16 protein-coding genes are annotated in these 18667 nt (G+C 39.5%); 10 read left to right on the top strand and 6 right to left on the bottom strand.

Translation table 11 applies throughout. The annotated features are described in order from the left end of the window. The first annotated feature begins 30 nt into the window (after positions 1-30). From MSWHS_RS05475 to MSWHS_RS21240, 4 genes are all read left to right on the top strand, one after another. Positions 31-1857, top strand: a complete 1827-nt coding sequence (locus MSWHS_RS05475) for a type II/IV secretion system ATPase subunit (RefSeq protein ID WP_048126677.1) — start codon at positions 31-33, stop codon at positions 1855-1857. 4 nt (positions 1858-1861) lie between these two features. After that, a complete protein-coding gene (gene flaJ, locus MSWHS_RS05470) occupies positions 1862-3424 on the top strand; it encodes an archaellar assembly protein FlaJ (protein ID WP_048126675.1) in 1563 nt (520 codons plus the stop codon). Positions 3425-3528: 104 nt separating this feature from the next. Beyond that, complete coding sequence (locus tag MSWHS_RS05465; protein WP_048158842.1) at positions 3529-4413, top strand: hypothetical protein; 885 nt, start codon at positions 3529-3531, stop codon at positions 4411-4413. Positions 4414-4543: 130 nt separating this feature from the next. Then, a complete protein-coding gene (locus tag MSWHS_RS21240; RefSeq protein ID WP_231585593.1) occupies positions 4544-4723 on the top strand; it encodes a hypothetical protein in 180 nt (59 codons plus the stop codon). A gap of 178 nt (positions 4724-4901) precedes the next feature. Here the strand turns inward: MSWHS_RS21240 and hacA are convergent, their stop codons facing one another. Both hacA and nikR read right to left on the bottom strand, forming a co-directional pair. Further along, entirely contained in the window at positions 4902-6134 is a 1233-nt protein-coding gene (hacA, locus tag MSWHS_RS05460; protein WP_255350511.1) for a homoaconitase large subunit, read from the bottom strand. A 1060-nt stretch (positions 6135-7194) separates the two neighbouring features. Then, positions 7195-7650: a nickel-responsive transcriptional regulator NikR gene (nikR, locus tag MSWHS_RS05455; RefSeq protein ID WP_048158841.1), complete on the bottom strand. Its 456-nt coding sequence runs from the start codon at positions 7648-7650 to the stop codon at positions 7195-7197. Between the two features lie 1206 nt (positions 7651-8856). On the opposite strand from nikR, the gene MSWHS_RS05450 reads away from it, so the two are divergent. Then, a complete protein-coding gene (locus MSWHS_RS05450; RefSeq protein ID WP_048126665.1) occupies positions 8857-9090 on the top strand; it encodes a DUF2795 domain-containing protein in 234 nt (77 codons plus the stop codon). 272 nt (positions 9091-9362) lie between these two features. On the opposite strand, the gene MSWHS_RS05445 is transcribed toward MSWHS_RS05450, so the two are convergent. Continuing rightward, positions 9363-11348, bottom strand: a complete 1986-nt coding sequence (locus tag MSWHS_RS05445; protein ID WP_048158840.1) for a cation:proton antiporter — start codon at positions 11346-11348, stop codon at positions 9363-9365. 477 nt (positions 11349-11825) lie between these two features. Here MSWHS_RS05445 and MSWHS_RS05440 point away from each other — a divergent pair, with 477 nt between their 5' ends. After that, the gene (locus MSWHS_RS05440) at positions 11826-12245 is read left to right on the top strand and encodes a pyridoxamine 5'-phosphate oxidase family protein (protein ID WP_048126661.1); all 420 of its coding nucleotides are present in this window, start codon (positions 11826-11828) and stop codon (positions 12243-12245) included. 114 nt (positions 12246-12359) lie between these two features. Here MSWHS_RS05440 and MSWHS_RS05435 read toward each other — a convergent pair whose 3' ends face one another. Both MSWHS_RS05435 and MSWHS_RS20035 read right to left on the bottom strand, forming a co-directional pair. Further along, complete coding sequence (locus MSWHS_RS05435) at positions 12360-12740, bottom strand: N-acetyltransferase (RefSeq protein WP_231585592.1); 381 nt, start codon at positions 12738-12740, stop codon at positions 12360-12362. Positions 12741-12934: 194 nt separating this feature from the next. Then, entirely contained in the window at positions 12935-13075 is a 141-nt protein-coding gene (locus tag MSWHS_RS20035; RefSeq protein ID WP_156151191.1) for a hypothetical protein, read from the bottom strand. Positions 13076-13436: 361 nt separating this feature from the next. Between MSWHS_RS20035 and MSWHS_RS05430 the strand changes: the two genes are divergently transcribed. Then, positions 13437-14006, top strand: a complete 570-nt coding sequence (locus MSWHS_RS05430; RefSeq protein WP_231585591.1) for a C39 family peptidase — start codon at positions 13437-13439, stop codon at positions 14004-14006. 27 nt (positions 14007-14033) lie between these two features. Further along, positions 14034-14570: a UPF0228 family protein gene (locus tag MSWHS_RS05425; RefSeq protein ID WP_011024107.1), complete on the top strand. Its 537-nt coding sequence runs from the start codon at positions 14034-14036 to the stop codon at positions 14568-14570. 473 nt (positions 14571-15043) lie between these two features. On the opposite strand, the gene MSWHS_RS05420 is transcribed toward MSWHS_RS05425, so the two are convergent. Next, a complete protein-coding gene (locus tag MSWHS_RS05420) occupies positions 15044-15346 on the bottom strand; it encodes a heterodisulfide reductase-related iron-sulfur binding cluster (RefSeq protein ID WP_048126658.1) in 303 nt (100 codons plus the stop codon). A 515-nt stretch (positions 15347-15861) separates the two neighbouring features. On the opposite strand from MSWHS_RS05420, the gene MSWHS_RS05415 reads away from it, so the two are divergent. Continuing rightward, a complete protein-coding gene (locus tag MSWHS_RS05415; RefSeq protein WP_048126655.1) occupies positions 15862-17064 on the top strand; it encodes a C39 family peptidase in 1203 nt (400 codons plus the stop codon). Between the two features lie 101 nt (positions 17065-17165). Further along, positions 17166-17768, top strand: coding sequence for a UPF0228 family protein (locus MSWHS_RS05410; protein WP_231585590.1), 603 nt, complete (start codon positions 17166-17168; stop codon positions 17766-17768). The last annotated feature ends 899 nt before the right edge of the window (positions 17769-18667 follow it).

Raw genomic sequence — 18667 nt, 5'->3', positions numbered from 1 at the left:
TCGGAGAAAAAAACCGAATGAGGAGTTGTGATGGAAGCTCTACCTTTTGACCCATTGCCTGAACCGGAAAATAGGGGGCGCTCCAGAGAAGAGATGTTCTCAAGCCTCTCCTTAGAACTGCAGGAGTTTATTGGTAGGGAAGAAAACCTCCATGTCTTTGATTATATCTGCAGGCTCCCTACAGAAGAAATAGGATTTCCGGAATTCTATCCAAGGATTTCGAGATCCATGAAAAACATCAAACACCCTAACCTGATCTATCCTGCCGGGAAAGGGCTTGCCATTCACATATATCCGGATAAGGAAGACATAAGAAACTATTATATTCCCATAGAACCCTGCCTTTTCCAGAACCTGGAAAGTAGAATTGAGGCAGTAGAAAAGTTACTCATTGATGTAATACATGATCAGGATATTACTACAAAAGACCCTGAAGAAAAGAAAAAGCTCCTGGAAAAAACCCTGGAAAAAACTTGTGAAGTAGAAGAAAATTTAAAGGAAAATGACAGGACATTGGGAGGAAAAATAGGGGGAAAGAAGAAAAATACAGGTAAAGAAAAAAAAAACCTGAAGAACGAAAATAACAACGAAAAATCCAGTATTTTTGAAAACTTGAAGGAAGCTGGCAAAGCATTCAGAACAAGAAAACTGCAGAAAGTTCCCGTAACGCCTGAAGAATTCAATGCAATCAAATACCTGATGATTAGGGACAAGATGGGGATGGGAGTGCTCGAACCTTTACTTCTTGACTCAAATATAGAAGATATAAGCTGCAGCGGGCTTGGCAGGATCTTTGTTGAGCATAAGGTATTTTCATCTCTTAAAACAACAATCTCATTTGAGGAAATTGAAGAACTCAATTATTTTGTCATACAGATATCCGAAAAAGTAGGAAAACCAATCACTTACAGGAACCCTATAGTCGATACCGCTCTTCCGGACGGATCAAGGATTAATATCGTTTTCGGGGAAGATGTATCGAGGCGAGGGAGCAATTTCACCATCAGGAAATTTATGAGAACCCCTATTTCAATCTTCGAACTTATTGAGTTCGGAACAATTGACTACACGATGGCTGCATACATGTGGATAATGCTCAGGGCAGGAATGAACTGCTTTGTCTCAGGGGAAACAGCCTCAGGAAAAACCACAATGATGAATGCAATGGCTACTTTTCTTCCACCTGATTCAAAAATAGTTTCTATCGAAGACACCCCGGAACTACAGGTTCCCCATAAAAACTGGACCCGGGAGGTTACAAGGACTACAAGAGATGGTAGCGGGTCTGATATCTCTATGTTTGACCTGTTAAAAGCATCCCTGCGCCAGCGTCCAAATGAGATTATAATAGGAGAAATCCGTGGGGTTGAAGGAAATATTGCTTTTCAGGCAATGCAAACAGGACACCCTGTAATGTCCACGTTCCATGCCGCCTCAGTAGAGAAACTTATCCAGAGGCTGACGGGTGACCCTATAAATGTCCCCAAAAATTATGTGGATAACCTGAATGTTGTTCTTGTCCTGAGTACTGTAAACGTTCCGGGAAAAGGGCTTGGAAGAAGGGTCATGAGCATAAACGAGATCATAAGCTATGACTCTGTGAATCAGGCTTTCAATTTTATGGATATATTCAAATGGGACCCTGGTACAGACACATTCAAGTTCACAGGAAAAAACAACTCTTACCTTCTGGAACATAAAATTGCCCCACGCCTCGGAATTTCAGAAAACCAGGCACGAAAGATTTACTCTGAACTTGACATAAGGGCAAGAATCCTGAGAAAAATTCACCAGGCAAATATTACCAATTTTTATGAACTATTCGACACACTGATCCAGTTAGAGGAGAGGGGTTAACATCATGAAGTGTGTGCAGATGGCTCCAAGCTTAAAAACAAATGCTGCAAAACCGGGAGTTGAAGGATATATTAACCTTGCCCAAAAGCAGAAGAACACAAAAATTACTGAAAGAGTCAACGATGATATGCTTTTCCTGCTAACGTATATGGCAGCTATTTCAACTGCGGATATTGAAAGAAACAGAATATTCGATTACGCCGGGCGCCAGAAGGAGTACGAGGCTTCAAAATATTTCAGGCAGGTACATATTCTTGCCTCAAAGTGGGGATACGAATATGCAAAGGCCTGCAAGTATATTTCCCAGAAATTAAAGGACACCTATCTTTCAAGCCTATTTGGCACGATGTCAAATATCCTTTCTTCGGGAGAGCCTGAGAAAAACTTCCTGAAACAGGAAAAAATCACAAGGGAAGAGATCTACTCTAATGAGTACGAAAGAAGTGTTGAGTCTCTAAAAAAATGGACCGAGGGTTATACTGCCCTGATGGTCTCCGTAACTCTCGTTGTTACTACTGTCCTTGTTTCGGTCATGATCTATAATACCGCAGATATAGAAACCCTTGCTTCCCTGATAGTATTGTTAACTCTTTTAATATGTGGACTTGCCATTTACATTATATACAGGTCAGCTCCTGCCGAAAAAAAAGTACATACCCTTAGCTGTAAATCAAAGGAACAGGAGCAGATCAGGTTCTTGGGCCGGATTCTGCTTCCTCTCGGTTCGGTTTTTCTTACTGCTCTAATTTTGCTCGGGATAAGACTGGAATTTATTCTGGTTGGAGTGACTTTTTTTATTCTTCCGATAGGAACCCTTGCTATGGTTGATGATCGAAAAATCGATGAAAGAGACAGCAGTTTTCCTGCTTTCGTAAAGGCATTGGGGACCCTTGCCGGAGCGACGGGAACCACTATAAATAGTGCAATGGAAAAACTTGATCGGGAAAACATAGGCTGTCTCAAGCCCGGAGTTGAAGAACTGCACATGGGACTTTCCATGGGATTTAAATCCAGGCTTTGCTGGGAGAAATTCATAGGAGAAACAGGCTCCGAACTTATCAACAGGTGTTCGAGGACCTTTACCGACGCAGTCGAACTTGGAGGGGATCCGGCTGAGATAGGAAACATAGTTTCAACCTCAAGCCTATCAATTGTTCTCCTGAGAATGAAACGACAGCTAATCAGTTCCAGTTTCAGGGGACTTGCCATAATCCTGCATACTGTAATGGTTGGACTTTTGATCTTTATAACGGAAATTATTTCCAAATTCAGCGGGCTCGTATCCAGGATGAGCGAACCTTATATGTACATGGAAGGGGGGATGAGTGGGATATCTGAAATGGGGGTGAGCATGTTCAGTGTAGCCGGAAGCGTGCCTATACTATATAAATTCACTTTTTCCGTGATAATTATCCTTACGATTTCAAACACTCTCGTAGTAAAGATTGTGGAAGGCGGAGGAAATTATAAACTTTTTTTCTATGGGGGCCTGATGTCCGGAATTTCAGGATTTTGTATGATCCTTATACCTCCGGTTGTATCGAGGATATTCACATTTGAGATCTGAAAGAAGTTTTCAGTTGAGGAAAATATAATTAGTTGAGCATAAAGAAAGGTTTCGAAAGAAAGTTTTGAAACCAGAATAAATCAGACTTTGTGGGAGGTAATTTGATGAACAGTATAAAATATTTAAGGGCAAACGGATTAAAAGAACTGAGAAAAAATGGGTTAAAGGGTATGAGAGTAAGTGGCTTAAAGGCTTTAATATTCAAGCCAAGAACAGCTGATGCAAATATCAAAAAACGTGTCGAAAATGTGGATTATTTAACAAAGAAGAGAGAACCGGTTAAGAGAAAAATAATAAAGCTAATAAAAGAAAAAAAAGAGATTGAGACCCGCATTGATCTAATCCAGAAAGCAGAAGAAGAAAAAAACGAAGAAATATCAGAATTACCCTGGTGGGAAGAAATTTTCCCCCCACTTCCCAGAAAAGTACGTGTAAAAATGTCCGGAACCCTTGAAGCCAAAAATGATTCTTTGCACACGGCAGATACCGGATTTTCAGAGATAAAAGTTAGTGGGATGGAGATCGAGGTTAAGGGAATAGATGAGAAATCTGAAGAGAAAACACCTGAAGTAAAAACATCTGAAGATATGATATCTGACACCAGCCAAACTATTGTAGTAAATAATGCAGAAAAAGCAAACCCAAAAAGCAGAGCCGGTGAAAAAAAGGAAGATAAAACTTATCTGGAGAATGCAGAAAAAATAGAAGTTGCAGATCCTTTCTCAATAGGAAAAATGAGCGAGAATAAAGTTTCAAGCGGGAATTCCAGCTCAATTCCCATTGATAAAGCAAAGCCCGAAAACAAAAATAACTCTTCAGCGAGTCTTTTTGGAAATAACTTGATCGAAGAGCTGCTGAACAGTGATGACCTGTACCCAGAAGAGGAACAAAGCTTTATGAAAGATCTGGAAGAGCCGGAAGTTGGAGAGCTGCTTACTGAGTTAAAAAATGTAAAGGCACTTCTGGTCCGTGCAGAACATGCAGGGTGAAATCTTGAGAAGATAAAGCAGGTAAGAAGAGGCAAACAAAAAAGAAAAAGAAAAAAAGTGGCGGGTACAGGCCCGGCACATAAATAATGAAGAAAAAGTTATGGACATTTAGCTATTATAGTTATTCGTTGTGGAGATGGAAAAGTCCTTCTCTTGCTTTGCTAAGGAGCTCATTTGCTTCCTCGACCTTGTTGGCAGCCTCAAGAATATCTGCGGAGGCTTCGAGAAAACCATCTTTTTTGGCTTTCTGAGCCCATTCTTTAAAACTCTTTATGTGGCTTTCGTTATGTTCGATCCAGTGCTCAATTAAATGGGAAAGGTTATCATGGCTAAGTTCTTCAGTTATAGCTATTCCCTCCTACTTAAGAATATAGAATTCATGGTATAAATTTTAGCTGGATTTAAGATGAATTTGTTTAGCTGGATTTAAGATGAATTTGTTTAGCTGGATTTAAGATGAATTTGTATATTGTTAAAAGACTGTCGGTTCAAACTGTCCTCGGATCGGTGATTTCGCCTGTCAGGGCCGAGGCTGCTGCGGTTGCAGGGGACGCAAGATAAATAAGGCCGTCTTTTCCCATCCTGCCTTTGAAGTTCCTGTTTGCGGTTGAAACACAGACCTCTCCTTCCCCGAGAACGCCCTGATGGGCGCCAAGACAGGGCCCGCAACCTGGAGTTGCAAGGGTCACCCCGGCTGTCAGCAGTGTTTCCATCGTCCCATTTTCGATTGCTGCAAGGAGGGTAGTGCGGGAGGCAGGAATCACAATTGTCCTGACGGCAACCTTTTTTCCTTTCAGGACTGATGCTGCTACCTCGAGGTCTTCAAGCCTCCCATTCGTGCACGTCCCGATAAAGACCTGGTCTATGTGAGTGCCTTCAACCTCTCCTACAGACTTTACATTATCCACCTGATGCGGGCAGGCTACCTGAGGTTCGATATCTCCGGCATCATAAGAAAACTCTTCCAGATAAGCCGCATCAGGATCAGCATAGACAGGTTCATAAGACGCAACTGCCCTGTTTTTAAGGAATTCGAAGGTCTTTTCATCGGGAGGGACAATCCCGGTCTTTGCACCCATCTCAATTGCCATATTGCAGAGCGTCATCCTGCCGGCAACCGTAAGTTCACTGATAGCCTGCCCGTAAAACTCAACTGCTTTGTAGGTCGCACCAGCAATCCCGGTCTTTCCGATTAGGTAAAGAGTCAGGTCCTTTGCATAGACCCCTTTCGGAAGGTTCCCTTCAACCGTCATCCTGAAGCTTTCCGGGACCTTAAACCAGAGCTTTCCCGTGGCAAAAATTTCAGCCATATCGGTAGCTCCCACCCCTGTTGCAAAAGCCCCGAAAGCCCCGTACGTGCAAGAATGCGAGTCAGCCCCAACAATCAATTTCCCAGGCAGTGCAAAGCCGTTTTCTGGAAGGACCTGGTGGCAGATCCCTTCCCCGACCTCATAGAAGTTAGGGATTCCCTGCTCCTTTACCCATTCCCTGATCTCCTTCTGCAGGGTGGCTGAAGTCTCGGTGTTTGCAGGCGCGATATGATCAAAAGGAATTACGATCCTTGAAGGGTCCCAGACTTTTTTTAGCTCCATTTCCTTAAAAGCGTTCACGGCAAGCACCGACGTGCCGTCATGAGCCATTGCGTAATCCACATCTGCCAGCACAAAATCGTTAGCCTTTGCCTCTGTTCCCGCTGCCCGGGAAAAGATTTTCTCGCTGATTGTTCCCAAAAGTAAGCCTCCTTTCAGATAATCAAAAGGTAATTTTCGATAATTAAATAATAATGAATAGGTATGGTGAAGAAATTCAGGTTTCAGAATTCACTATAAAGAAATATATATAATTTTGTTTTTAATCCCTGAATAACTTGTTATTTCACTTTTTAGACGCCCTCTGACCCAAAATAAATCTCTATCTGCGTCAAATAAATTATATGTTTGAAACACTCAATTTTCGTTTCTTATGAGTTATGAAACTTCGCATTAAAACTGAAAAACGTTAGCATAAAAACATTAAATGTCTAAAACGTAGATCATGATAGGATCTTAGCCTGATTTTGAAATTTGGAGTTTAAATCTCAGGAACGATCATTCTTTTTCCTTTATGGTCCAGGATATCGACGTCTATTCCGTAAGCTTCTTTTATTTTTTCGGGGATCATCACTTTTTCCGGAGACCCTGAGATAACTATGTTTTCCTCAGGGGACGCCAGAATGTTCTCTTTTTCAGGAGAAACATTCAGGCTGTATTCATCTCAATTAGACAAAATAAAGACTTAAAACAGATAAAACAGTAGCCACCAGGGAGTTCGTCGACCTTTCCAGAATTCTTATTAGAAGTAAATGCTTTGGATGGTTCAAATACTCAAAATCCAGCTTCAGACATTGTGGCGAGGTTGCTAGAAGGTTTCCCGGATATGTAATGGGGTGTTTTTATTCGGCCTTCGGCAGGAATACGGGTTTTCAGGATTGATACTCTAGACTTAGATAGTAGTTTTCTTTATCACTTTGCATTTTCATTTTTTTAGGATTAGCCGGTTTGACCGTGTGATCTCTTTCCTCATGATATTGAAGTTTTTATAGCTATTTTCAGTGGAAAGAATGCTTGAGTTTTTGTGCGCCAAAGAAGATAGGCTCAGCCGCCTGAAGTATGGAACAGCACTATCTAGAGAAATGTTTAGTAATATTTTGGAAGTCAACCGAATATGGAGGACAATCAAAAAGTCAAATCTGAAAAATCAAAATGGATTTCACCTATTTTCAGGTTTGGTTTCCTCAGGTGTTCAGAAGTATTGATTCACATTTTCTATGGAAAGGTCAGATATTTCGTTTGATTCCATAGTTATTAGTTTTGAGAATTTTACTCCTTTAAAAGCCATCATAGCTTCAGCAAGCTCTGCTATTTCTTTGCCTTCCCCTTCCAGAACGACTACTTCAAAACAGTCTTCATGGTCGAGGTAAACATACATGGAAGACTTTATCAGGTGAGAGTAGTGATGCTGAATATCTGTCAGGGAATTTGAAAGCCCACGTTTTGTGTGATTGTAAATAAATGCAATTGTTCCGACAAGATGACCATTAATGTCATTCATCCACTCATAGTAGGAAATATAACTCCTGATGGCATCTCTGATGCCTTCCGAGCGGGAAGAATACCCTCTGTTTTGAATAATCTCATCAAACTTACCAAGAAGAGTATCGGGAAGGGAAACCCCTATCCTCATAAGTTCTGTTTCCATAATATTACCCACCAAGTGATCTCAAATATAGTTGTAAGATAACACTTTAGTAATTATGCATAATACTATATATGTTTTTTTCACATACTAACTAATATAAAAAAGTTTGGTATCGAGAAGATGAGTATCCATAACAATATAACAACAAAAATAATATATAAATAATATATCAAACGATTTATTTTGAAAAGATCTTCAGCATAATACCTACTTTTCGTGTGTGGCAAGAAAGTATATCAAGAGTTCTGTTACTGTTATTCCAGCTCACAATACAATGCTTATTCTAGAAAATTACAGGAAGGGGAAACTAAACCTGGCCAAAAGTCATCATAGTGTTTTCGAATCAGCAAAAAGAGTTTTTAGTACAATAAACTTATACAGACGTTACCAGAACCTGATTTGAGAGTTACGTCAACTACCCCTGAGCTAAAACTCAGAGGGTTCCTGTTGAAGGTTTATGAAAATTATAATTACTTAAGGTAATGATGCTGTTAAGTTGAATATGAGCACTTACATCATCTTTCCACAAAAATGGATTTTCTTTTAGAGAATAATACAAAAATTCAAATTAATAACATTAAATTATATGAAAAGGAGGATAAGTATTAAATAAGAGATAATCATATATACAAATGCCTATACGAACAGACCGAAAAACAGAAAAGGCCTTCTAAATCCATAAACAAACTTGCAACTCCGGGAATTCCTTACCTGTAAGTGCAGGCAGGTGGGGAATTCCAGGCGCAAGTACAGGGCAAGAATTTGAGAGATAGAGACCGCCGCAATAGATCAATGATTGGAGACACTAAGGACTCTATGCTGGTCGTCTATCTATAAGGAAAAAGAATTCCGATTAGTTTCTTTTTTGTTAATTTTGTCATAAAATAGTACTGATAAAAAATATATATTAATACAAAAATACAAAAATGTATTAATTTTTAGCATATTTTTATACAAACGTGTTAAGATTTAAATAGTAGATCATCATTGATATTAATACTAACAAAAAAGTTAGGTTTCCTTCAGAAAGCTTTAACAGGCATCTAGTTTCCTGCAAAAAAGGAAGATGTTGTTAGGCGCTAAGGATAGTAACGCCAGGGACGACATTCTGCGGTATAGAAATAATCCTGGAAAAGGAGTATACAAACGCTGCAGGTGTTGCCAGGGAATTTAAAGTAGACTAAACAAAAGTAAAGGGGAAATATTATGGAAACTAAGAGTAAAAGCGGATTTATTACAGAACTTCCCATGGAAACTCAAGAGATATTAAAAAATATAGATTTTCCTGTAAAAAGGAACGACATTATTGGGCAAGCAAGGAAGATTGGAGCAATCCCGGACATACTACAGGAATTTGGCATGCTTTCGGACAGGCAATATAATAGTGCTGAGGATGTTGCCAGGGAACTTCATATAATTTACATGGGGATCCCCGCCTGAACAGCATAACTTCTTTTTTTCACTTTTTTAGTAACCGATAAACAATGAATCCTTTTCTATTTCTTTTTTAAACGCACCCTGCGGAACCTGGAAAACAGATATTTCTCATGCCGGGCCGGTCAAGAAGAAGCTCAGTCCTTCTACCCCATGTCTCCTTTCTCCCTTTTTACCCTTTTCCTTTTCCAATCCCTGCCTCTCATTTTATTCCTTTCCTACAGATTCTGAACCCAGGAGTGAAAGCTTTCAAAGCCATTTTCTTAGAAATGGTATTGTCATGCACCATTTTCAAAAAGTTCCCTTATTTCCTCAAGTTGTTCTGGAGGACTGATTACAAGCAGGATATCGTCTGGACTAAATTTCGTCTCAGCTCTCAGATCGTACATAAGCCTGTGGTTTCGGGAAATTGCAATAACTGTAACCCCATACTTATTTCGGAGATCAAGATCTCCAAGAGTTTTCTCTGCAGCTTTGGAGTGTTTTTCAACCCTTATACTTTTGACCTCCACACCAGAAAAGTCAAGAGACAGTCCGGATACATTTTTCCTCTGAATTTCAGGGCCACGCAGCATCATATAATGATCAGCTCGAAGTTGATTGTTCATGGTTTCAATCTCTTTAACCGGAACCATGTACTTGTTCAGGACCCTGGAGAAAAGCTCTATAGAACACTCAAATTCGTCCGAGATAACCTCATCAGCTCCGAGAGCATAAAAGCTGTCAATTGTGTCCAGAAAGTGAGTCCTTGCAATAATATGAATGTCAGGATTCAGTCTGTTAGCCACTTCAATGATTTTCCAGGTACTTACAGGATTGCCTGCAGTTATTACAATTGATTTGGCAGTTTTGATGCCTGTATGTTCAAGCACGGCTTTTTGAGCGGCATCCCCATAAATAATGTTTACCCCGTTCAGTTTTTCCTGCCGGACAGTCTCTGGATTGATCTCGATTACTATATAGGGTATAGAAGCCTTTTTTGCGGCAATTCCAACATTTTTTCCACTTACTCCGTAGCCTATTATAACCAGATGGTTCTCAAGCTCTTCTTCCTGTCCTCCGTCCTGCAAACTGTATCGGTTATTTGTCAATATTTTGGGAAGGGAAAGTTGTTGGCTGGAAACTGCAGAATAGTATCCCAGTTCCGTGAAAAAAGGAGTTACCACCATAGAAAGCACAGTAACGGCAAGGAACTCCTGGTAGATTGTCTCAGAAAATATCCCATTTTCAAAGCCTACCTGCGCAGTGACCAGAGAAAATTCTCCTACCTGAGCCAGGGAAAACCCAACCAGGATCATGGTATGCAGGGGAAAACCTATGAGAAAAGTGGTGAGAGCGTTTACTGTGGTTTTCAGGACAAGAACAAGGGCAGTGGCTGTAAGAATCAGTGGGAGATGAGTTAACATCTGGTCAAGGTTCAGCATCATCCCGGTTGAAATAAAAAAGATGCTCATGAACATGTCCTTGAAAGAAATAACCGTCCCGAGAGCCTGTGCAGCGTACTCGGACTCGGAGATAATAAGCCCTGCCAGAAAAGCCCCGAGTGCAAGGGAAAGCCCGGCTATGGAAGTTATCCAGGCAACAGCAAGCCCTATTACGACTACGCTCAGCAGGAAAAGCTCATTGTTGCGTGTTTTTGCCATATTGAATAAGACAAAAGGAACTACGTAACGCGCACTTACAAGAGTGAGAAGGACAAGCCCTATCCCCCTGAATAAAAGCTCGAGAAGATCGCTTCCGACCACCGCCTCTCCTGCAAGCAGCGGGGCAAGGATGATTATCAAAACCGCAGCTATGTCCTGGAAAATAAGAATTCCGAGTGCTATCCTCCCGTGAGCGCTATAGATCTCCCCTTTTTCCTGCAGCAATTTCAGGACAATAGCAGTACTGCTAAGCGCTACAATAAGCCCCATGAAAACCGCAGTCTCAGGAGAATAACCAAGCCACCATAAGAGAAGAGAAACAACAGCAGCCGTAAGAGATATCTGCAGCCCCCCTCCCAGGAGTATGATCCTCTTTATTTTCAGGAGCTCGCGCAGGGAAAACTCTATCCCGATAGTAAAGAGCAGCAAGACAACTCCGATTTCTGACATAACCTCAATATTCTCAGTCTCATGAATCAGTCCAAGCCCATACGGCCCCGCAAGGATGCCAGCAATCAAGAAACCCACGAGCGGAGATATCTTCAACCTGAAAAAAATATAAACAACAGGGATCGAAAGACCAAAAATAATCAGCAGATCGGTCAAAAGATTAAATTTCATTAATGAAGATAGAAGTAATAAAGAATATAAGTATTATTCTGACAGCCATTCTGACAACCACCGGAAAATCCCATTCGAGGAACCTGCAAGCTGGAAAGTAGACTATTATAGCAAGTTTTTAAATTAAAGGGCTGAATAAATAACACATGAAACACAAAAATTGTGCTTCTGAGGTATTTCACTTTTACTTTTTATTTATGGACATTTTGTTTGAATTTGAAATAAATCTAAAACGCCCTTCCGGCCTTTCTCCCCCTTCTCTTTCCCCGACCCCGGTCTCCTTTTCTTCCTTTCACCTATTTTAAAAATACTTTTCACTCATCAGGCGAAGTTTTAAAAATACTTACGACTCATATTTATCGCAGCTTGTATATCCAATAAAGCTCTTTTCCGGGCAGTACTTTCGGATCAAGCGGCCTGCTCATTCAATTTTTAAAGGAAAGAGCGAAAAAATAAGTTTGTGATAGGGGATTTAATATGACGTCAAAATTGATGGACTACTTTAACAAGCAACCGAGAATTGGGGTTCTCAGCACAGCGAGTAAAGACGGAAAGGTAGATTCGGCTGTTTTAGGCTCGCCTCAGATGACCGATGAAAAGACCGTTGTAATTGCAACAGGTAAGAACCGCACGTTTGCAAACCTTCAGGAGAACCCTTACGCAATGTTCCTGATAATGGAACCAGGAGCAGATATTATGGCATGGAAAGGGATCAGGGTTTATCTGAAGATGAAGGAATCTGCGACTTCAGGAGAAATGCTTGATATGATCAAAAGCCAGATCGCAAAAATGGCCGGTGAGGAAGCGGCAAAGATGATATACGCAACTGCCACCTTCGAGATTATTGAGCTTAGGCCTCTCGTTGATATGGGACAGGGCTGGGAGAAATCGATCTGAGTTTTCAAGTTATGGAAATCAAAATAGGAAATCAAAATAAAAGTTGTGGTGACGTACCCGGCTGCAAGTAGCGGGTATCACGCCACTACTCCGGGTTATAGTGGATATTAAAAATCAAGGATTTTTATATCCGATACTTTTCTTTTTTCCAATCACTATCTTTTCCAAATATACAAGTTCAACTTTGCTGTCCAACGGCTCCCGCCTTAACTCCTGATACCTCAGTTTATGGTAGAGATGAAGATTTCTGATGCTATTTGATCCGGTGAAGAGTTCAAATCGAACTACATCCCGGTGCATAAGTTCAACCTCTGTCACCAAACGAGTGCCTATCCTCAGGTTCTGCCATTCAGGGTGCACAATCAGCCTGCCTATATGGCAAGTGTTATCCATTACACGAGTTCGTACAGATCCTATAATTGAGTGTTTGCTGACAGCTTTAAGGAATTTATGGGTAGCGAATTCGTCTTGAATCTCTTCGACGGTCTGCAGCAAAGGAGGTATGGTCCAGTCATTGTAAATCCGAGCCTCACTCTGGTATGCCAGTTTCTGAAGGGCCAGGATTTGAATTGCATCTTCGAAAATGGCCTGGGAAATTTCAATTTGTTCCGCCGTATTTCTAATCCTCCGATTCCAGTCCTCTTATTCTGCCTCTATTTTATCCACCTTAGTTATAAAGTTAACAAAACTTAGTGCCAGATTTCGAGTTCTGCATATCTCAAAAACTGCATGATGGCAAAAGCTGCAGAGTAGCTGCAGATTACTTTTTGTCCTGATGAAAATACCGGGACCCTGGGACTGCAAAGTAGTTCAAGAATATTGTGAGACAATGTCAGTATTGGCTTAGTAGATTTTATTTCGTGTTACTTCGGATTTTTATAAATATACAGAATATGATTGCAGTCGAATACTTATAAATATATTTTATGGCCAGACCATCGAACTATCAACGTTCAAGGGATAATTTAGATTCAAAACAGGTATGAAGAACGAATAGTTAAAGAATATAGTCAGAAAGCTTATAAGGAGTTAGATCAGAGGGATTTATGGAGTTCAGAAGTGCTTTCCAGGTACCGCCCGAACTCCACAAAACACGTCCTAAAGGCATGAGTTATGTTAGCTTTGTCTGTATTTAAGGCTTAGCTTGCCTGATTCTGCCTCCTGGGTATAAGATACACAGGAGATTAAAGTATGAACCGTAATAAAATTGGAGTAAGTGTACTTGTTTTAGCAGCAGCTACTAAGGGAGTTAGTATTAATGCGGCAGTCACTGAAGAAAATATTAAAAAACTCAGTGCCGATATAACAAAATCGAGAACTGATGTTGAAGTAGATCTTGGTGCTACTGTGTATGCGCAAATAACGAGTTACTACTGTGCTCCAGCAACTGCCAAAATGCTTACTAAATATTACAATGATGAAAGTCCTCACCAAACTACTATATATGAAATGATGAATGGGGTAGCTCCTAATGGGGTTACTTATCCCAATCAGTTACTTTATTATTGTTCAAGCAACGGAATGAATAAACCTGATTCATTCAGTACAGACACTGTATCTTTTGCTGGAGCTATGAATGAAATTAACAATGGTGGACCCTTCGCGAGTGGAGTTTCAGGTCATGTTCGAATGTGTCGTGGATACAAAATAAGTGGTTCGAATGAATATTTGCGTATAGGTGATCCTAATCCCATATATTTCTGTGTACCTTATTGGGAAGCATTCGGTTCTGAAAATAAACGTATATATGTGAGGAGTTAAAACTCCTCATTTTTTTCGGTGATTGATGTGAATAAAATTAGCAAAGTAGTAGTTGTTTTTATTGCTCTTCTAACCTTCTTAGCACTGATGATGCAATCTCAAGAAGTTAAAACACCTGGTTTACTTATTCAATTTGAAAATGAAACTAGTGAGGCGGAAGTTAAAGCCATTCTTGAAAATTACGACATACCCGTGAATTATACCATAGACTATAATTCTAATATTGGGCGAGGAATGTACTACATAGAAGTTGATGAAGATAAAATATATGAATTAAGGAAAGATGAAAACTGGACTTCTGTAGTTGAAATCAAAAAAGGAAATTATAACATAATTATGTTATCTGAAGAATTTGTTCCAGATGAAAATGTTCTCGCAATGCTGGAAAAAAATAACCTTCAGTTGAAAAAGGCTGTTGTGTGTTATATCCAGTTTGGAGATGGATCAGCGCCCTGGGTTGTTGGAGAGAATTGTATTCTGGAGAGGGATGCAATCAGGATAAAAAATGAACTCGAAACAAATGAGAAAGTTTTGATTGTAGGTCTGGATGATATTGTAGGGTAATACTCCAAGCTTCGTCATTGGGAAGCTTGGCTTGCCAATATGGGAGTGGAAGTTCAAAAAGAAGTTACAGTGGATTGGATAAGCAAAAGTCGTTGGAAAAGTATATGCATTTAGATTCTGGTTCGAAATAAAAATAATTGAAGTCTCTGATTCAAAAATCAACCGTATATAAGTGGGATTTATGCTCCCCTCATTTTATAGGTGTTGGCATGAGTAAAATCGGCAAGGTAATCACTATTTTTATTGTATTTCTAACTCTCGTAGCGCTTTTGGGATTGTTTACAAACCCACTAAGTGAGATTAGAACGCCAGCTAACAACGAGCTTGAAAATAATGAAAGTATTTTTACTGTATCTATTGACTACATTTATAATCAGTAACTTAGATACATGTTTTTAAAAACGCTTCAAACCGTGACCTCTTCACTCCCGATGTAATAAAAAAGATGACCGGTTGAACTTTAAAACGGGATTTTATATTAAACCGGCCTTTTCAAGAAAACCTTCCAGAGGCACGGAGTGAGTCTGGAAACCGCATACTTTGTAGGGGTCTGCTCCCATTGAAAGAGCTACGAACTGGGCAATATTCATGTGCACCATGTCGTACTCTACCCCGAACTCTTTTTCAATTACAGGCTGGTAGCGGTCGTACTGGATATGGCAGTTCGGGCACATATGGATCATTAACTCCACTCCGGCTCTCTGGAGGCTGTCGAGTTTGGCTTTGGTTACCTGGAGGGAAGTATTTTTGTTAAGGTGGATCTGAGAATAGCCCATTCCGCAGGTGAGAGTACGAGCAGTATTTCATAAGAATCTGTCTAAAATGTAGATAATCTAATTTTTAGTGAAGCCTGTCAAAATTTAGGGGATTCACATGTTCTACAAGCTCACATAGGACATAAACACAGATACTTTTGCCGTAAGACTGTTAGGCATTCATAAATATCATCACATGTGAGAGTATATTGTGCTTCTGACGTTTGTATATAAATTCTTGAATATATGAGGAGGCAATATGCTCATATATATAATTTCTGGCCAAATCATCAAACTATCAAAGGTCAAGGAATTATTACAGGATCAAAATAAGTATGAAAAACAATTGTTCGAGAGTTTACACAGAAAACTTATAAGGAGCTAACTAAGAGTAATTTATGGAGTTCAAAAGTACTTTCCAAGTTCACCCGAACTCCATAACTCTGCCCTAAGAGGCAATGATTATGTTAGCTTTGCGTATATTTAAGCTTGCTTGATCCTGCCTCCTAGGGAAAAAATAACTAGGAGTTAGACGAATGATTAAGAACAAAATTGGAATAGGATCGCTAATTTTAGCAATAATGCTGATTGGCATAGCATTGATACCAGCCGTAAGTGCACAGAAAGAGGATAATTATTCTGTAACTGCTGAAGAAGCTTTTAAGCATGCCAATGCGCACATGATAAGTTTTATAGCAGCTGATGCACCAGGCTTTGAAAACTGGACTGGGGCATCTATTGATCCCAATCCACAGGAGCTTTATGACATAAATGGTGAGAAATTATTTTATCAATTCTCAGTATATAAAGAAAAAAAATTGATAGGTACAATTGACATTTTTGCCAATAAGACTCTTGGAAATTCACTTAACGACATTGCATTTGATCCATACCCGTATAATGCGACCGAAGCTATGGATAAATCAATAGAAATTACCAAAGAAAATTACCCAGATGGAGAAATCACATCAACTAAGATGGTTGTATATAGCTATCCCAAAATAGGGGCAATGACCATAGTAAAGGACAAGTCAGGCGTTGAACATCGGATATTTGTAGATGTATACACCCTTGACGTGGTACCAGATAAACCCGCAACCGAAACCGAAATTGGAGTGCGGTCAATGTTTGAGATGAGATTGGAGAATGGAGTAGATGAGAATTTAAAGGAATGGGATATAAGCGACCAACTCACAAAATCTATTGAACAAGCAGCGACGAATAAGGGAGTTAATATTAATGCGGCAGTCACTGAAGAAAATATTGAAAAACTCAGTGGCGATGCAACAATAAAATCTACAACAAGTAGTAATTCACTTGATGTTCCCTTATATGCACAATTAACTAGTTATTACTGTGTTCCAGCAAGTTGTCAAATGGTTGGTAAATACTATGATATAACTCATACCCAAGACTACATCTATAACTTGGAAGACGGGATAATTCCATATGGGCTCTCAGATTCCGACGCAAAAGATTATTGTAGATCATATTCAGGATTATCGAAACGTGGCTCATATATTGATTCGAGTTTTACTGCTTCGGAGACTACATCTGAAATTGACAATGGAAGACCTTATTTAAGTTTTATTTCCGGACATTGTCGACTTTGCAGGGGATACTATTATTCTGGTGAGACACTTCGTTTGATTATTAATGATCCATATCCTGTTTGTGTTGGTACACTTAGATTGGAAACCTATGGTTCAGAAGTTAGACATGTATATGTGAGGGACTAAGATTCCTTAGAGAAGTTCGATAAACCTCTGCTTTCAACGGTTACTTATGTCTCTTAGATATAGCTAGCCAAAAAGGGGGGTTTATCGAGATTCTCTTCTTTTTGATAGGTGTTGATATGAATAAAATCTCAAAGAAAATTGCTTTTTTTATTGTTTTCCTAACTCTCTTAATAATTACAGGAGTATTTATAAAAATGACAGTTGATACGAAACCACCAGTTAATACATCTTTTCCAGTTCCTGGATCGCAAGTAGGTGGTCTGTATATTCAATTTAAAGATGGAATTTCTGAGTCGGAAGTAAAAACCATTCTTCAAAACTCTAACATGACTGTAGACTATAGAATGGAATATGACACAAATAGTACAGATGAAATATATTACATAATGGTAGACAAAAATAAAATAACGGATGTAAGAGATGAATTAGGGAAAGAAAACAATTGGACTAAGTCTGTTCCTGCTATCAAAAAAGGAAATTATTATATTATTACGGTATATGAACAAGCTACCTATGATAAAAATTTCCTTGAGGTGCTGGACAAATACGATCTTCAGTTGAAAAGGTTTGTTTGGTGCGAAATTCGTTTTTATGAGGGATCTAAGAAATGGTGGATTCCGGAAGAAGAAGCAATAAGAATAAAAAACGAGCTTGAACAAAAAGAGAATATTGTTACTGTACAGCTTAGTTACCTTTATCCTTGATTTGACAGTATTACTGTTACGGCAACGGTGACTGCAGAATCTGCCCTACTGGAGTTGCCAGTAGACCTTTTATTTATTTGAACATGACTATCAAAACACATAGACAACTTCCAATGCAACTGGAAGTTAAGGAGTTAAAGAAACGAACTTATCGTCTCCTGATAAATAAACGCTGTTGGATTTAATCATTAGGACAATAATTCGGAACCAGATAATGGTAATAGCTCAAATGCAAATGATTCGAGCAAAAATAACTCTACTCCAGGCTTCGGGTTATTGGAAAGCCTGGCCGGCCTGTATGTAGGATGGAAACTTGGGAAAAGGTAATTACCCGCCGTATTCTATTTTTTGATTATTGCAGCAATGATTGTATTGCAGCACGGGCTGATAGCGGTCGTACTAATAGCAGTTCGGGCACATATGGAGCATTAACTCCACGCCGGCTCTCTGGAGCCTAACTTCCGCCTTTTTGGGCGCATATATGCTTTTCCGCAAATTTATGAGGTCAGATGATTGTGGTTTAAAGATTTCACTTTGCATTTGATGTGCTTAATTTTAAGTGCATTAATCGTCATCATGCGACATTTATGCGCATAAAAATGCGGAAGTAAGGCTGGAGGCTGTCGAGTTTGGCTTTGGTTACCTGAAGGGAGGTGTTTTTGTTAAGGTGGATCTGGGAAAAGCCCATTCCGCAGGTGAGAGTACGAGCAGTATTTCATAAGAATCTGTCTAAAATGTAGATAATCTAATTTTTAGTGAAGCCTGTCAAAATTTAGGGGATTCACATATTCTACAAGCTCATATAGGACATAAACATAGATACTTTTGCCGTAAGACTGTTAGGCATTCATAAATATCATCACATGTGAGAGTAAATTGTGCTTCTGACGTTTGTATAT

It is taken from the genome of Methanosarcina sp. WWM596 (assembly GCF_000969965.1).
In the GTDB taxonomy this organism is placed as follows: domain Archaea; phylum Halobacteriota; class Methanosarcinia; order Methanosarcinales; family Methanosarcinaceae; genus Methanosarcina.
The sequence above is the reverse complement of the archived record's forward strand: the minus strand, read 5'-3'. Positions and strand labels throughout refer to the sequence as shown.

What these genes read in the sequence shown, in the direction of transcription:
- MSWHS_RS05475 (WP_048126677.1), top strand. Translation starts at nt 31, where the DNA reads ATGGAAGCTCTACCTTTTGACCCATTGCCTGAACCGGAAAATAGGGGG.
- flaJ (WP_048126675.1), top strand. Translation starts at nt 1,862, where the DNA reads ATGAAGTGTGTGCAGATGGCTCCAAGCTTAAAAACAAATGCTGCAAAA.
- MSWHS_RS05465 (WP_048158842.1), top strand. Translation starts at nt 3,529, where the DNA reads ATGAACAGTATAAAATATTTAAGGGCAAACGGATTAAAAGAACTGAGA.
- nikR (WP_048158841.1), bottom strand. Translation starts at nt 7,650, where the DNA reads ATGGAAACAGAACTTATGAGGATAGGGGTTTCCCTTCCCGATACTCTT.
- MSWHS_RS05450 (WP_048126665.1), top strand. Translation starts at nt 8,857, where the DNA reads ATGGAAACTAAGAGTAAAAGCGGATTTATTACAGAACTTCCCATGGAA.
- MSWHS_RS05445 (WP_048158840.1), bottom strand. Translation starts at nt 11,348, where the DNA reads ATGAAATTTAATCTTTTGACCGATCTGCTGATTATTTTTGGTCTTTCG.
- MSWHS_RS05440 (WP_048126661.1), top strand. Translation starts at nt 11,826, where the DNA reads ATGACGTCAAAATTGATGGACTACTTTAACAAGCAACCGAGAATTGGG.
- MSWHS_RS05430 (WP_231585591.1), top strand. Translation starts at nt 13,437, where the DNA reads ATGAACCGTAATAAAATTGGAGTAAGTGTACTTGTTTTAGCAGCAGCT.
- MSWHS_RS05420 (WP_048126658.1), bottom strand. Translation starts at nt 15,346, where the DNA reads ATGGGCTATTCTCAGATCCACCTTAACAAAAATACTTCCCTCCAGGTA.
- MSWHS_RS05415 (WP_048126655.1), top strand. Translation starts at nt 15,862, where the DNA reads ATGATTAAGAACAAAATTGGAATAGGATCGCTAATTTTAGCAATAATG.